Source organism: Mesorhizobium sp. CNPSo 4689 (assembly GCF_057784325.1).
In genome coordinates this window covers 106,787-121,279 of the sequence record NZ_JBWLUZ010000007.1, presented here as the reverse complement: position 1 = coordinate 121,279, position 14,493 = coordinate 106,787, and the positions used below count along the sequence as shown (strand labels likewise).

Here is a 14,493-nt window from a genome sequence, read left to right as displayed (position 1 = left end):
TGCCGGCCATCTCCCCCTCAAGGGGGGAGATTGGCAGCTTCAATGGCGGCGCCCATCATGCAGCCTTGGAGATTGGCGAAAGCCGGAGTGGGATTCAATCTCCCCCCTTGAGGGGGAGATGGCCGGCAGGTCAGAGGGGGGCGGTCGCGCTCCATGCCCTTCTGGTCTCGATATTTTTCCTGTTTTCCGCCGCCCATGCCGACGCGCTCGAACTAAAACCCTTCAAGGACGATCTCTTCGCCTATCCGGCGACGCTCTCCTCCGCCGACAACGGCGCCTATACGGTCATCGACTACCGCGAGATGCGTGACATCAATGCCCGTGACGAGGTGCCGGAGCGGCGGGTGCATGCGGAGTACACCGACACCGGCGTACGCAAGGTGCAGCAGGACCTGATGCTGAAGACCGACGCCGGCGATGTCAGGCACATCGCCGTCGGCAAGACCGAGGGCGCGGGCATCATCGTGCTCTACCTGCACGGGCAGGGCGGCAGCCGTAAGCAAGGCGCCGACGACTTCACCTTCGGCGGCAATTTCAATCGCCTCAAGAACCTGATGGCCGGCAATGGCGGCCTTTATCTCAGCCCGGATTTCACCGATTTCGGCGACACCGGCGCGGCACAGGTGGCGGCGCTCATCGACCACTATGCAGAGAAATCGCCGGTAGCGAAAATCTTCGTCGCCTGCGGCTCGATGGGCGGCTCGCTGTGCTGGAAACTTGCCGCCCGCAACGACACCGGCCGGCGCATCGACGGGCTGCTGCTGCTCGGCTCGCTATGGGATGAGAGTTTCTTGTCGAGCCCCGCCTTCAGGCGTCACGTTCCGGTCTTCTTCGGTCAGGGCAGCAAGGATCCGGTATTTCCCGTGGAGAAGCAGGAAGCCTTCTTCCGCTCCATTATCGCCAGGTCGAAGGCCTATCCCTATCCGACCCGCTTCGTCCGCTTCGAGACCGGCACCCACGGTACGCCGATCCGTATGACCGACTGGCGCGGCACGCTCAACTGGATGCTCACCAAGGCGCGTTGATCTGCGCCATCGCGGATCTCGTTCAAGGCGCTGTGTTGTAATCCAGAATGGTCTGCGGGTTGATTTCGCCGTCATACGATGCGTCGACATCATATTGCACCAGCGAGAAATTGCCGTTGCGGAACAGATAGGTGCCGGTCGACGAAGCGTCGCCGACGCCACGCCATTTGTTCATCGACGTGATCGTCCTGGTGTTGTCGTCATAATCGGAATTGACCAGCTGGTCGTCGGTCTGGAAGCCGATGATGTGGACTGCCTCGACCTTGCCTTCGCTGTTGTTGTTTTCATAGCGGATGTCGAGTTCCGGCGAGGCGAACTGCAACTGCCTGACGCCCATGACGTCATCAGCGATGTAATAGACCGCGCTTTCATTGTAGGCAGCCATCGAGCAGAAGAAGCGGAACAGCCGCGTCTCGCGTTCGGGTGCGTCGGCGCCGGCATTCGCATCCTTGTAGTGCAGGCTGTATGCATCCGGCTCGGTTGTCGGCTTGCCGTCCGGGGTTTGCTTGTCGCACTGGTCGCCATAGGTGGCGACGAAGGCCCTTTTGGCCTGTTCCAGCACCGTGTCCTGCTTCGGCGGCGGCGGGCCATCGCCGCAGCTTGCCGGCACGGCGTCCTGGAAATTGGCCGTGGAGGGTTTCAGCGCACCCTTGTCGATGAGGATCGGCCGGAACGGCGGCTCCTGGACCTCGGCGTTGACTTGGCGCAGCGTGTAGCAGCCTGCGAAGACCTTTGCTTCGCCGTTCTTGTCGGTGGCCTGGATGGCAACCGGCACATTGTAGAAAATGCTGCCGGCAGCGCCGTCACTGGAGGCGGCGCCGGTTTTGACATCGACCTTGTCGGTGCCGTCATAGCCTTTGACGAATGTATCAAAATCCTTTGCCGGCTTGGTATCGCCATAATAGTCCCAGGCGCGGGCAAATTCATGCCGGTTGATGGCGCTGTAGAGCGAACGGATGACCGCAGCGGCGTCCGACCGGTCGTCGACATAGGGTACATCTTCGGCGAATGCCGTCTGGCTGATGGCGGCAAGGGAGAAAAAAGCGGTCGCGGCGAAAAGGACGCTTCTCATCGGGAATCTCCAGTCGATGGGGAAATTCTACCATGCCGATTGCGGCGACGCGGTGACGCTTGAAATGTCATGCCCGAAGGCGCTACCTGCCGCCGTCGGTGTTCATGCCGCATAGGAGATCCAAGTGACAATATCGATGTACGAAGCATCCGTGGCGGTGTTCTCGGCCCGGCTGAAGGCGCTGTCCAATATATTGTCGACGGCCGAGCAGAATGCAGTGGATCGCAAGATCGACCCGCAGGTGTTTCTGACATCAAGGCTGGCGCCGGACATGTTCGCGCTGACGAGACAGGTGCAGATCGCCACCGACCATGCCAAGGGTGCGCCGTCGCGGCTCGCCGGCCGCGAGGTGCCGAAATACGAAGACAATGAGGCGAGCTTCGCCGACCTCCAGGCGCGAATCGCCAAGACAACAGACCATCTGGCGACGTTCTCGGCCGCCGATCTGGAGGGTTCGGATGAAAGGGTGATCGAACTGAGGCTTGGGGGACGCGAGATTTCGATGCCCGGCCTGCAGTACCTTCTGCACGCCGCCATGCCCAATTTCTATTTCCACGTCACCACCGCCTACGACATCCTGCGCCACAATGGCGTGCCACTGAGCAAGGCGATGTTCCTCGGAATCGTTGAGCGGTCAGGCTCTTGAGGTTTCCCGGAGCGACCGGGAAACCTTCATGCTCCGACCTGTTCAGCGCATGGACATTTCGCGCGCGATGCGCGGGAAGTCGGCCGGCTTGATGCCGATATCGGCGCGGTCTGCATTGCTCATCGCGTTCAGCAATGCCAGTGCCGCGCGATAACGCGGATGGTCCTGCGGCCGCGGACGAGCGAACATTTCAGTGAAGAACCCCATGAATCAGCCCCTTGTTGATCCTCCACAACCGCTAATATAGGAGAATTATGAAGATTGTGCAGTGCAGCATTTGCATGGCAGCCATGTCGCTTCGATTTTTTTCGTGATAATCGATATTTTCGTGAAACTTCTCGGTCTTTACGACCGTACGCTTCGTCGCCGGTACATGGCCGGCTTTTCCTCGCCACTCCTGGCGAACTTCCGGGCTGCATGAAAATGCAGTCCGGCTTTTCATTTCGGGCCGTCTGAAGGGAAACATGTTCGCGTGGTCAGCCTGGCGAACGCCTAAACTCGTTAAGATCGATGGCATTCATTTTTAACGAGCCGGTTTTAAGGTGCGACCGTCTCAATCGCATGCGCATGCTCAACACAGAGGGAGGCTGACATCGGCGCCAAGCGGGATTTCGCCTCCTTGCTCGACGACCTCTTCGTCGCCTCCGACAAGGACGAGGCAAGCGAGGAGGCCGGTGCACGGCCGTCCATCCCGTTCGACTATCTGTCGGTGGCGGACGAGCTTCATTCCGGCCGCATCAAGGTTTCCGGCGACACGTTCGCGGCCGAGTATCGCGAAGCAGGCGCTGATCTCGCCGCCGAATTCGCCGCCTTGCTCGACCAGGCAAAGCTCGCGCTCGCCGGCGAAGCAGCAAAGCCTGAGGAAAAGTTGCCGCCGATCGATCCCGAAGCGATTGCCGCCGAACTTGGCCTCGATCAGCCCGCAAAGGGTGCCGATTTCGGCCGCATGCGCCGCAGCTTTGCCTTCGCCAACCATCCCGATCGTGTCGCGCCGCATCTGCGCCCGCGCGCCATGATCCGCATGCAGGTGGCCAACATGCTGATCGACGAGGCCAAGCGGCGCGCCCTGGCCGGCGCAAGGCGCTGATACGCTTCAGTTTCCGCAAAAGTTCGGCCTTGCCTGACCGCCAGAGCTTGGAGAACGGCGCTGCTTTGCTCTATGCTGGGGCGTCCTCCCCCGCGCCACCGCGCGCAAAGCTTTCCCGTCGGAGAAAATAGTCCATGCACAAACGCCGTCTCGGTCGGACCGATCTTCTTGTGTCGCAAATCTGCCTGGGGTCGATGACCTGGGGCCAGCAGAACACGGAGGCCGATGGCCATGCCCAGATGGACCTCGCCTTTTCGCGAGGCGTCAATTTCATCGACACCGCCGAGCTCTACCCGATCCCGCCCAAGGCGGAGACGCAAGGCCGTACCGAGAAGATCATCGGCAGCTGGATGAAGGCCAACGGCAATCGCGACAAGGTCATCCTTGCCTCGAAAGTGGTCGGCCGAACCGCCAACACATGGTTTCGCGGCGACCGGCCGTCGAAGCTGGTGCGCGCCGATATTTTCGATGCGGTTGAAAAATCGCTGACCAAGCTCGGCACCGACTACCTCGATCTCTACCAGATCCATTGGCCGGAGCGCGATGTGCCGTGGGGCGCCAATCCGAACCGCATCGGGGCGGTGGCGCCGCGTGCCGATTCCTTCGGTGCGCCGACAGGGGAAACGCCGATCGCCGAGACGCTCGCCGTCTTCGATGAATTGGTGAAGGCAGGAAAAATCCGCCATTTCGGCCTGTCGAACGAAAGCTCCTGGGGCGTCATGCGCTTCATCGCCGAGGCCGACAAGGGGATCGGTCCGCGCGTCGCCTCGGTGCAGAACGCCTACAATCTCGTGAACCGCACATTCGAGGTGAATCTAGCCGAAGTCTGCGAGCGCGAGCAGGTTTCGCTGCTGCCGTATTCGCCGCTGGCGCAAGGTTATCTGACCGGCAAATACGATCACGGCGCGCGACCGCAGGGCTCGCGCTCGCAGCTTTTCAATCGCGGCCAGCGCTACGAGACGCCGAATGCCGCGGAGGCTCAGCTCGAGTACAACAAGCTGGCGCGCTCGTTCGGTCTGGAGCCGGCGCTGTTCGCCAATGCCTATGTTTCGAGCCGGCCCTTCGTCACCTCCAACATCATCGGCGCCACCGCCATCTGGCAGCTCGAAATGGCGCTGTCTTCGGTCGACGTGACCTGGACCGAGGAGATGCAGAAGGCAGTCGACGCCATCCACCAGCGCGTCGGCAACCCGTGCCCGTAGGCAAGCCGCTTTCAGGAATTGTCAAACAATAACAAAGGGAAGGGGACGGTGATGAATTTTCCGATCGAGGCCGTACGGAAAAGATTTCCAGCACTGTCCCTGACGGACGGAGGCCGCCGGCGCGTCTATCTCGACAACCCGGCCGGCACGCAGGTGCCGCAAGCGGTCGCCGATGCGGTGTCGCGCTGCCTTTTGACTACCAATGCCAATCTCGGCGGCTTCTTCGAAACGACTGTCGCGGCGCAACAGGTCGTCGACGACGCGCATGCGGCGATGGCCGATTTCCTAGGGGCCGCGAGCCCGCAAGAGATCATCATCGGCGCCAACATGACGACGCTGACCTACCACATGTCACGCACGCTGGGCCGTACCATGAAGCCAGGCGACGAGATCATCCTGACCCGCATGGATCACGAGGGCAACGTCTCGCCCTGGTTGCAGCTGGCCGAGGATCTTGGGCTGGTCGTGCGCTGGCTGGCTTTCGATGAGCGAAGCTGGCAGGTCGAGGAAGCGGCGCTGAGCGCTCTGCTCAGCGACAAGACGCGGCTCGTCGCGCTGAACTACGCCTCCAATCTCACCGGCTCGATCAACCGGGTGAAGGCGCTGACCGCGATCGCCAAACAGGCCGGCGCGCTGGTCTATGTCGACGCCGTGCAGTTCGCACCGCACGGGCTGGTCGACGTGCAAAGTCTCGGCTGCGATTTCCTGGCCTGCTCGGCCTACAAATTCTTCGGCCCGCATATGGGCATTCTTTGGGGCCGGCGCGACGTCATCGATGCGCTGAAACCGTACAAATGCCGCTGTTCGTCCGACGGCCTGCCGGAGCGATTCGAGCTCGGCACGCCGCAGATCGAGTTGATGGCCGGCCTCACGGCCGCCGTCGACTATTTTGCCGAGCTAGGTGCTGCGGAAGGCGAAAGCGGGTCACGGCGTGCCAGGATCGCCAAGGCGTTCGACCTGTCGATCGCCTATGAGAACGTGCTGGCGCAAAAGCTGATCGATGGGCTGTCGGATATCGAGGGCCTGAGCATCCACGGCATCACCGACCCGGCGCGGGTCGGCGAGCGGGTGCCGACGGTCTCCTTCACCGTCGCGGGCATGGTGCCGGAGACGATCGTGCGGCAGATGAATGCCGGAAACATCTTCCTCTGGTCCGGGCACAATTATGCCTGGGAGATCGTCCACCAACTGGGCATTCCGGCTGAGGAGGGCGTGGTGCGCATCGGCATCGCCCACTACAATACGGCGGCCGAAATCGACGAGACGCTGGAGAGCGTGCATCGGGTTGTTGCCATGCTGCGGCAAGAGCGGTCCTGAAGCGCCTATAGGCTAGAGCTATCGCTTCTTGCCGCCGCCAAATCCGGTCAGGAAGGCGGTGAGATTGTCGCCGAGTTCCTCGCAGAGATAGCCGCCTTCCTGCACGATGACCGTCGGCAGACCGAACCCGGCAATGGCCTCACCGATGAGCGAGAATCCAGGCGTCGTCACCGACAGTCCGCCGAAAGGATCGCCTTCGAAGGCGTCGAGCCCGAGCGCCACCACCAGCACGTCGGGCGAAAAGGCGCGGATGCGCTGGAAGGCGATGGCCAAAGCTTCGAGGAATACCGAATCCCCGGATTTCCTGGGCAGCGGCAGGTTCAGATTATAGCCGAGGCCGGGCCCTTCGCCGCGCTCGTCGGCATGGCCCCAGAAGAACGGATAAAAGCGCACCGGATCGGCATGCAGCGAGACAGTAAGCACGTCCGGCCGCGCATAGAAGATGCCTTGGGTGCCGTTGCCGTGATGCAAGTCGACGTCGAGGATCGCCACCCGCGCGGCGCTTCTGCGCAATGTCTGCGCGGCGACTGCCGAATTATTGATGAAGCAGAAGCCGCCGGCAACATCGGCAAAGGCATGGTGGCCGGGCGGGCGGCAGAGCGCATAGGCTGATGGCGCACCCGCCATGACCGCTTCGGAGGCCTCGACCGCGCTCCAGGCGCTCCACAGAGCGCTCTGCCAGGTCTCGCCTGAGATCGGGCAGGCGGTGTCGGCCATATGGTAGCCGGCCTGGCCGACCGCCGAGGCCGGATAAGAGCCGGTTCGCGTGATCGGATGGATGTTGGGGATCACTTCCGCCGAGGCGCCCTCGATACGCTGCCAGCGGCCGAAGATATGCTCGAGAAAGTCGAGATATTCGGGTGTATGCACCGCGGCAATCGGTCCAAGCCCATGATTCCGTGGCCGCTCGATCGTCAAGCCGGCAGCTTTTGCGCCGGCTAACAAGCGCTCGACCCGCTCCGGCTTTTCCGGGTTGGGTTGCTGAGCCCCGCTGGAGAGGAACGCCTTGGGGTCGTGGCGTTTTTGCTCCTCGGCGTAGAAAGCCTTCATCGTTCGTCCTCCGGCGCATCGGCAAAAGCGAAGAAAGCCTCGCCAACGATCTTCTGCACCTGTTCGTAGTCCGACCAGGCAATTCCCAGCCTTTCGTAAAAGGTCTTGGCGGTTTCATTGTCGGTGTCGACGGACAGCCTGAGATAGACGCCGCCGTCCTTCCGGCAGTCTCGCGCGACACGACGCAGGAGGCGCTCGCCGATCCTGCGGCCGCGAAAGCGGTCCTCGACGTAGAGGTCCTGCACATAGACGCCGGGGCGGCCCATCCAGGTCGAGAAGATCGGGAAATGCAGGCACAGCCCCGCGAATTCGCCACCGACTTCGGCGATCAGGATGGAGAAGGCGGGTTTGTCGCCAAAACCGTAGCGACGCAGGTCGTCGGGCGTCGAGGTGATCTCCTGATGCGCGCCGATATGGGTGCCGAGGCGCAGCAGCGCGGCATGGATGGTTTCGACGTCGTCGACCCGGCCGGGGCGGATGACGGTGTCGGTGACCTTGGCTTGGGACTCCCCTCGCATGTATCAGGCCGAGGTTCCGGCCGGGCCTGGCCCTGTCAAAAGGTCATCAAGCTCGCCAATGCGGTCTTCTGAAAAGACGCGAATACCGTTCGCTTCGAGCAATGCGGTGGTCGTGCCAACACCGGCCACCCGGTTGCTCGAAAAACTCCCATCATAGATGAAGCTGCTGCCACAGGACGGGCTGCCGTCGGTTAGAACTGCATAGCGACATCCTGTTTCGCGGGCGAGATCGAGCGCGATCTGCCCGGCTTCGCGGTAAAGGTCGGTCACATCGTTGCCGGTTAGCTCGACCACTTGCCCTTGGCCTCGGAGCACGGTGCGGCCGTCACCTGCGCTGCGAATTTCTGCCGGGGGACGCGGCGTGGAAAAACCTGCGGCGACTTCCGGGCAGACTTGCACGATCCGGCCGTCCGCCTGCCACCGCGCCAGTATGGGATGGTCGTTGAGCCGGTAGGAGCCGTTATAGCGAACCTTGCCGCCGAGCAGGCAGGCCGAGACGAGAACCCTTTCCATGTCAGCTCCTCCCTTTGCCACGCGCGACCTCCAGTGCGCTCTCAAAACGCCACCCGGTCGCCGCCCTTCAGTGCCAGCATTTCGCGCGCCTCCGCCGGTGTAGCGACCTCCAGCGACAGCCCGTCGAGAATGCCACGGATGCGCAGCACCTGATCGGCATTCGACTTCGCCAGTTGCCTTCCGTCGTAGAGACTGTCCTCCAGCCCGACCCGGACATTGCCGCCCATTGCCGCCGCGATCGAAATCAGCGGCATCTGGTGCCGGCCGGCGGCGAGCACTGAGAACTGGTAGCTGTCGCCGAACAATTTGTCGGCAATGCGCTTCATGTGGACGAGGTTTTCGGGGTCGGCGCCGATGCCGCCCAAAATGCCGAGCACGAACTGGATGAACAGTGGCCCCGACACCAGCCCACGATCGCGGAAATGCGCCAGCGAATAGAGGTGGCCGACATCGTAGCATTCGAACTCGAAGCGGGTGCCGCAGCCCTTGCCGAGCTTTTCGAGCACGCCCTCCATGTCGGCGAAGGTGTTCTTGAAGATCGTGTCGCGGGTGGCTTCCAGCAGCTTCGGCTCCCACTCGTGCTGCCAGTCCCTCGGCTTGTCGAGCATCGGGAACAGCGCGAAGTTCATCGAGCCCATGTTGAGCGAGCACATTTCGGGTTCGGCCCGCAAGGGTGCCGCCAGCCGCTGGTCGAGCGTCATCAGCGACGAGCCGCCAGTAGTGATGTTGATCACCGCATCGGTCGCCTGCTTGATACGCGGCAGGAACTGCATGAACACGTCCGGATCGGCGGTCGGCCGCCCGTCTCGGGGATCGCGGGCATGCAGATGCAGGATCGAGGCGCCGGCTTCAGCGGCCGCGATGGCGTCCGTCGCGATCTGGTCCGGCGTCACCGGCAGGTAGGGCGACATGGACGGCGTGTGCACCGAACCGGTGACGGCGCAGGTGATGATGACTTTCCTCGGCGCCATATTTTGTCCCTCAGCCCCCGACCGGCAGGTCGAGCTCGGCGGCGAGCACCTCGAGCGAGTCGCCGATGATGGCTATGATCTCACCGATCTGTTCAGCCGTGACGATCATCGGCGGCGCGACCATGAAATTGTCGCCGTCGACACCGCCCTTGACCTTGCGGCCATAGATGATCAACCCACGCGCATAGGCGAGGTCGAGCAGCCGCTGTGTGGCTTTCTTGGCCGGCGCGATCGGTTCCAGCGTCTCGGGATCGGCAACCATCTCGGCGCCCAGCAAAAGACCTTTGCCGCGCACATCGGCGATGAACGGGAAGCGCCTGGCCAGCCCCTTCAATTCGCCGATCAGCACATCGCCCATGGCAGCCGCATTGGCGATCAGGTCGAGCCGGTCCATCTCGCCGAGCACGGCGAGGCCTGCTGCGCAGGCGAGCGGATTACCGGCATAGGTGTGGCCATGCTGGAAGCCGCCGGAGGCAAGCAGCGGCTCGACCAGCCGCATGGGCGCCGCCAGCGCGCCGAGCGGCGCATAGCCCGAGCCCAGCCCCTTCGACAGCGCGACGATGTCCGGCTTGCAGTTCCAATGGTCGCCGCCGAGGAATTTGCCGGTGCGGCCGGCGCCGCTCATCACTTCGTCATGGATGAGCAGGATGCCATAGCGGTCGCAGATCTCGCGGATGCGCGGATAGTAGCTGTCCGGCGCCACCAGCGCCGCGGTGGCAGCACCGCCGACCGGCTCCATGATGAAGGCGAGCACGCTGTCCGGGCCTTCAGCGAGGATCTTCTCCTCCAGCATGTCGGCATATTGGATGCCGCGCTGTTCCATCGAAAGATTGTCGCGGTCGCGCCAGGCGGCCGGCGCCGGCACTGTCGGCATCACCTGCATCAATGGCGTGAACGTCTCGGCCAGCGCGTCGTCGCCTGTGACGGAAAGCGAGCCGAGCGTTCCGCCATGATAGGACGGAAAGCGGGTGATCACCTTCCAGCGCTCGGGCTGGCCGGCGGCCACCGCCCATTGCCGGGCGAGCTTGATGCAGGATTCCGTCGCTTCCGAGCCGCCGGAGACGAAGAAGATGCGGTCCATTCCCGCGGGCAATCTGCCGGCAAGTTCCCTCGCAAGTTCCTCGGCCGGCTCGTTCTCGAAATGCAGCCGGTAGGCGAAGGTGGTCTTGTCCATTTGCCGCTTCATGGCGTCGAGCACATTGCGGTTGGAATGGCCGATATTGGCGACCATCGGCCCGCTCGATCCGTCGATAAAGCGGCGGCCGTCCTTGGTCCAGAAATAGATGCCCTCGGCGCGATCGACCAGCGGCCGGCGCAGGCTGGAGAGATAGAACAGATGCGACGGCGGCCGCGTCTCGGCTTCGGGGGCAGGGCTCTTGGACTTCAGCATGTCAGGACTTTCCGAGATAGCGGTCGATTACATTCTTGGTCACGCGCTCGACCATCGGGTCCTGCCTTAGCAGGCCGGCAACCCATTCGCAGCTTCCGGCATGAAACACCTCGCCCTTGCCGCGCGGGAAATTGACGATCATGCCGTTGCCGCGCTTGACCTTGTCGAGATTAGCGTCGCTCGCCTCACCGAACAGCGTTTGTGCAGTAAACCGGCCGTCCTCGTCGCCGAGGAACTGGTCCTTGAGCGGAATGTCGGCGCTCTCCTCGACCTGGCTGGCCATGCCGACCGCAAGCACCTCGAGGCCATCAGGCGCGCCGCTGGTGGCGGTGGGATAGGGCAGGCCGCCGCGGATCTCGAAATCGAGCCCGTCGACCTCGTAGCCATAGATATGGCTGTCGGCGCCCAGCAGATCGCCATAGTAGATGCCGGTGCCGGCGAACGCCCAGTGCTCGGGACGGTAGACCGGAAAGCCGCGCACGCCGCGCGGTGCGCAGCCGCCCCAGCCGGCATAGACGCCTCGCGTTGCGTTGAGGCCGAAGGTCGCCGAACCCGGCCGGCCGATCTCCGGCGCCTCCCAGGAGTTGGTGGCGCGGGTGACATCGCCGCCGCTATAGGCGGGGTCTTCGGCGCGCGCCTTGTACTTGTAGCAGACCTGCCGGCGGCCCTCGTCCTCCAGCCGTGTCTGCCACATGAAATTGCCGGCGAAGCGGGCCGCGCGGCCGCCACGTGTCACATACGCGTCGACCGCGTCGCGCATTTCCCAGGTCCAGTATTCGTCATGGCCGACGAAGACGACGCAGTCGTAGCCGTCGAGAATTTCTGGCGAGAAATGCAATTCGTGCTGGCTGGCGAGATCGACCGCATAGCCGGCGCGCTCGGCAAAGCGGAAGAAATGGCTGTCATAACTCGCCCAGCCGGACGAAGCGTACTTTTTCGAATGCCTCGTGGCAAAAGCCCATTCCATATGCGGATAGCGCGGCACCGTCTTAGGCGGCACCGCGACCTCCAGCGGCACGCGTGGCGCATCTTTCGGCAGCACGACGAAGCCGCGGCACCAGGGCCGCTGTGTCGACACCATGCGCGCATACTGGTCGCGGTTCGCGCCGGTGATGCCTTCATAGTGATTGGAGCCGCCCCAGGTGTTGTAGGCGAGCCAGGTGCCCGTCGCCGCCATCTGCAACACGCGGCCGGGTTTCTTACCAAGCTTCGGTGCGACGATGAAGAGATGGTGGCAGCGGATCGGCTTGCCGTCACGGCTATCCGCTTCAAGCGTGATGCGATAGGCGCCGGACGGCCAGTCGTCGCCGATGCGAAACTCGAACAACGCCTCCCAGCCGCAGCCCTCGACCGAGCACTGGTCCGGCGTGTCCTGCCAGCGCGCCGCTATGCCAGTCTTCTCGAACGCCTTTGTCTCGGAGCCGCCGTCGCGGACGATCGTGATGCCAAAAGTGGCGGCCGTCGCGCTGACATGCAGCGCCACCGTTTCGCCCGGGCGGTAGGAAAACCGGTCGCTGTAACACCAGATCTCGCCACGCTCGCCGTCCATCCCCGGCCGTTCGTAGTAATGCGTGCGCACTGCCTGCCGGCGCTGCTCCGGCGTCAGTCCGAAATCGGGGAATTCGGTCGGCAGATTGGTCATTGACACCGCAAAGGGCTCGAACGCCGCCATTTCGGCGATCTGCCGGCCAAGCGTCAAATGGAAACGATCGGGCCAGCAATCGCCAGGGCCACCCTTGGCCGCTCTCCCCAAACCGACTATCTCAAACAAGGCGGTGTTTTCCGCACCTGGGAGCCGACATGCTGAGAGTCCAGAAGGTCAAGGTCGACGACATTTACGTGCCGGCCGCGCGCAAGAAGACGCTGCATCCCGAGACTGTCCGCCATCTGGCGGAGGACATTCTGGAAAACGGCATGAAGATGCCGATCCAGGTGCGCCACGACGGCAAGCGCCATATCCTCGTCGAGGGCCTGCACCGGCTGGAAGCGGCCAAGTGGCTCGGCGAGACCGAGATCGACGCCTATCTGGTCCAGGCCAAGCGCCACTAGGCGAACTCCTGAGCCGTCGGCCGACGCCGGCCGTTCCTGTCACCCTCCTGTGAATTTTTTCGCGGACCGTGTCGGCCCGCGCTGCGCTCACCCGTCTTTGAAGCGGAACCGCAATTCAAACACGCCGAGGAGACCCCATGACCACCAAGCTCGACATCGCCCCCGCCAATGACCGCGAACTGGTTCTCGCCTGCATCATCGATGCGCCGCGCGAGAACGTCTATCGCTGTTGGACCGACAACAAGCTGGTGACGCAGTGGTTCGCGCCAAAGCCGTGGACGACGCCGCGCGCCGAAATGGACGTGCGCACCGGCGGTAACAGCCTGGTCGTCATGGCCGGTCCCGACGGCAATGAATTTCCGAACCCAGGCGTCTTCCTCGAGGTCGTTCCGGGCGAGAAGATCATTTTCACCGATGCCTATACCAGTGCCTGGGAGCCATCCGAAAAACCGTTCATGACCGGCGTGCTCACCTTCGAGGACGAAGGCAACGGCAAGACCCGCTACATCGCGCGCGCCAAGCACTGGAGCGTCGCCGACCGCGAGCAGCACGAGAAGATGGGTTTTCACGAGGGCTGGGGCCAGTGCACCGAACAACTCGAAGAACTCGCCAAGACACTTTGACAGCGGCAAGACCGGAGGAGACCAGCATGTCCAGATCGATATTTTTCGCCATTCTTGCTTCAGCCGCAGCCCTGTTTGCCGCGCCGTGCCAAGCCAACGCAGAGGAGACCAAGCCCGCCATGACCACCGAGACCAAAGCACTGCCGAAGCCGGAAAAGTCCGGCCTGCTGCCGATCGACGGCCTGAACTATTATTACTCCATCTATGGCAAGGGCGAGCCGCTGCTTCTGCTGCATGGCGGTCTCGGCACCACGGATATGTTCGCGCCGATCCTGCCCAGGTTTGCCGAAAACCGCACCGTCATCGCCGTCGACCTGCAGGGCCATGGCCGCACCGCGCTTGGCGACCGGCCCTTTGGCCTGGAGGCGATGGGCAACGACATGGCCGCGATCGTCAAGGCGCTGGGTTACGACAAGGTCGATGTCCTGGGTTATTCGCTCGGCGGCGGCGTCGCCTTCCGCATGGCCGTCCAGCACCCCGAAACGGTGCGCCGGCTCGTCCTGGTCTCGGCCGGCTATGCCGCCGACGGCTTCTATGCCGAGATGCGCGGCCAGCAGGCGCAGGTCAGCGCGGCGGCGGCCGAATTCATGAAGGACACGCCAATGTACAAATCCTATGTCGCGGTGGCGCCGCATCCGCAGGATTTCCCAAAGCTGCTCGACACGCTCGGCACCTTTATGCGCAAGGATTATGACTATTCCGCCGATGTGGCCAAGCTCAAGATACCGGTGATGCTGGTCTATGGCGACAGCGACATGTATCGGCCCGAGCACGAGATCAAGTTCTACCAGATGCTCGGCGGCGGGTTGAAGGATGCTGGCTGGATGCGCGAGAACCTGTCGCAGAACCGTCTGGCCATCCTGCCCAACCGCACCCACTACGACGTCTTCTTCGCCCCGGAACTGACGGCCACGACGCTGCCCTTCCTCAATGGCGAGACCAAGGTGAAGAGCTGGGACGAGGTCGTCAGCGAAACGAAATAGTCATCTGTCCGGCAATTGCCTGACTGCGGCCGTCTCTCCCGGAGACG

The 14,493-nt window shown here is 63.0% G+C and carries 16 protein-coding genes; 8 read left to right on the top strand and 8 right to left on the bottom strand.

Features of this window, described 5'->3' with window-relative positions:
• Window positions 1-170 precede the first annotated feature (170 nt).
• Window positions 171-1,025 (top strand): alpha/beta hydrolase, encoded by an 855-nt coding sequence (locus tag AC04SI_RS13440; RefSeq protein WP_404277139.1) that lies wholly within the window; start codon window positions 171-173, stop codon window positions 1,023-1,025.
• A gap of 22 nt (window positions 1,026-1,047) precedes the next feature.
• On the opposite strand, the gene AC04SI_RS13435 is transcribed toward AC04SI_RS13440, so the two are convergent.
• Window positions 1,048-2,097: a DUF1176 domain-containing protein gene (locus AC04SI_RS13435; protein WP_404277072.1), complete on the bottom strand. Its 1,050-nt coding sequence runs from the start codon at window positions 2,095-2,097 to the stop codon at window positions 1,048-1,050.
• A 124-nt stretch (window positions 2,098-2,221) separates the two neighbouring features.
• Between AC04SI_RS13435 and AC04SI_RS13430 the strand changes: the two genes are divergently transcribed.
• Window positions 2,222-2,743: a DUF1993 domain-containing protein gene (locus AC04SI_RS13430; RefSeq protein ID WP_404277071.1), complete on the top strand. Its 522-nt coding sequence runs from the start codon at window positions 2,222-2,224 to the stop codon at window positions 2,741-2,743.
• A gap of 42 nt (window positions 2,744-2,785) precedes the next feature.
• Here AC04SI_RS13430 and AC04SI_RS13425 read toward each other — a convergent pair whose 3' ends face one another.
• Window positions 2,786-2,950 carry a DUF1127 domain-containing protein gene (locus AC04SI_RS13425; protein WP_006206056.1) on the bottom strand — a complete coding sequence of 55 codons (165 nt, stop codon included), beginning with the start codon at window positions 2,948-2,950 and terminating at the stop codon, window positions 2,786-2,788.
• Window positions 2,951-3,362: 412 nt separating this feature from the next.
• Between AC04SI_RS13425 and AC04SI_RS13420 the strand changes: the two genes are divergently transcribed.
• The 3 genes from AC04SI_RS13420 (at window position 3,363) to AC04SI_RS13410 (ending at window position 6,349) form a co-directional block, all read left to right on the top strand.
• Window positions 3,363-3,830 carry a hypothetical protein gene (locus AC04SI_RS13420; RefSeq protein ID WP_404277069.1) on the top strand — a complete coding sequence of 156 codons (468 nt, stop codon included), beginning with the start codon at window positions 3,363-3,365 and terminating at the stop codon, window positions 3,828-3,830.
• Window positions 3,831-3,964: 134 nt separating this feature from the next.
• Window positions 3,965-5,032 carry an aldo/keto reductase gene (locus tag AC04SI_RS13415; protein WP_404277068.1) on the top strand — a complete coding sequence of 356 codons (1,068 nt, stop codon included), beginning with the start codon at window positions 3,965-3,967 and terminating at the stop codon, window positions 5,030-5,032.
• Between the two features lie 51 nt (window positions 5,033-5,083).
• The gene (locus AC04SI_RS13410; RefSeq protein ID WP_488474308.1) at window positions 5,084-6,349 is read left to right on the top strand and encodes a cysteine desulfurase-like protein; all 1,266 of its coding nucleotides are present in this window, start codon (window positions 5,084-5,086) and stop codon (window positions 6,347-6,349) included.
• Between the two features lie 18 nt (window positions 6,350-6,367).
• On the opposite strand, the gene AC04SI_RS13405 is transcribed toward AC04SI_RS13410, so the two are convergent.
• Genes AC04SI_RS13405 through AC04SI_RS13380 form a run of 6 tightly spaced genes read right to left on the bottom strand, consistent with a single transcriptional unit; the run spans window position 6,368 to window position 12,433 of the window.
• On the bottom strand, window positions 6,368-7,399 hold the full coding sequence (locus AC04SI_RS13405; protein WP_404277064.1) for a histone deacetylase family protein: 1,032 nt from the start codon (window positions 7,397-7,399) through the stop codon (window positions 6,368-6,370).
• Window positions 7,396-7,917 (bottom strand): GNAT family N-acetyltransferase, encoded by a 522-nt coding sequence (locus tag AC04SI_RS13400; RefSeq protein ID WP_404277063.1) that lies wholly within the window; start codon window positions 7,915-7,917, stop codon window positions 7,396-7,398. The genes AC04SI_RS13405 and AC04SI_RS13400 overlap by 4 nt, the downstream gene beginning before the upstream one ends.
• Window positions 7,918-7,920: 3 nt before the next feature.
• Window positions 7,921-8,430 (bottom strand): 2-thiouracil desulfurase family protein, encoded by a 510-nt coding sequence (locus tag AC04SI_RS13395; protein WP_488474307.1) that lies wholly within the window; start codon window positions 8,428-8,430, stop codon window positions 7,921-7,923.
• A gap of 41 nt (window positions 8,431-8,471) precedes the next feature.
• Complete coding sequence (kce, locus tag AC04SI_RS13390; protein ID WP_404277059.1) at window positions 8,472-9,401, bottom strand: 3,5-dioxohexanoate:acetyl-CoA acetone transferase; 930 nt, start codon at window positions 9,399-9,401, stop codon at window positions 8,472-8,474.
• A gap of 10 nt (window positions 9,402-9,411) precedes the next feature.
• Window positions 9,412-10,791 carry an aminotransferase family protein gene (locus tag AC04SI_RS13385; protein WP_404277057.1) on the bottom strand — a complete coding sequence of 460 codons (1,380 nt, stop codon included), beginning with the start codon at window positions 10,789-10,791 and terminating at the stop codon, window positions 9,412-9,414.
• Between the two features lies 1 nt (window position 10,792).
• Window positions 10,793-12,433 (bottom strand): N,N-dimethylformamidase beta subunit family domain-containing protein, encoded by a 1,641-nt coding sequence (locus AC04SI_RS13380; RefSeq protein ID WP_404277137.1) that lies wholly within the window; start codon window positions 12,431-12,433, stop codon window positions 10,793-10,795.
• Between the two features lie 158 nt (window positions 12,434-12,591).
• Between AC04SI_RS13380 and AC04SI_RS13375 the strand changes: the two genes are divergently transcribed.
• The 3 genes from AC04SI_RS13375 to AC04SI_RS13365 all read left to right on the top strand — a co-directional run bounded on the left by AC04SI_RS13375 (window position 12,592) and on the right by AC04SI_RS13365 (window position 14,446).
• Window positions 12,592-12,840 carry a ParB N-terminal domain-containing protein gene (locus AC04SI_RS13375; RefSeq protein WP_192178918.1) on the top strand — a complete coding sequence of 83 codons (249 nt, stop codon included), beginning with the start codon at window positions 12,592-12,594 and terminating at the stop codon, window positions 12,838-12,840.
• 137 nt (window positions 12,841-12,977) lie between these two features.
• On the top strand, window positions 12,978-13,463 hold the full coding sequence (locus AC04SI_RS13370; RefSeq protein WP_404277055.1) for an SRPBCC family protein: 486 nt from the start codon (window positions 12,978-12,980) through the stop codon (window positions 13,461-13,463).
• Between the two features lie 26 nt (window positions 13,464-13,489).
• Window positions 13,490-14,446: an alpha/beta fold hydrolase gene (locus tag AC04SI_RS13365; RefSeq protein ID WP_404277054.1), complete on the top strand. Its 957-nt coding sequence runs from the start codon at window positions 13,490-13,492 to the stop codon at window positions 14,444-14,446.
• Window positions 14,447-14,493: the final 47 nt, after the last annotated feature.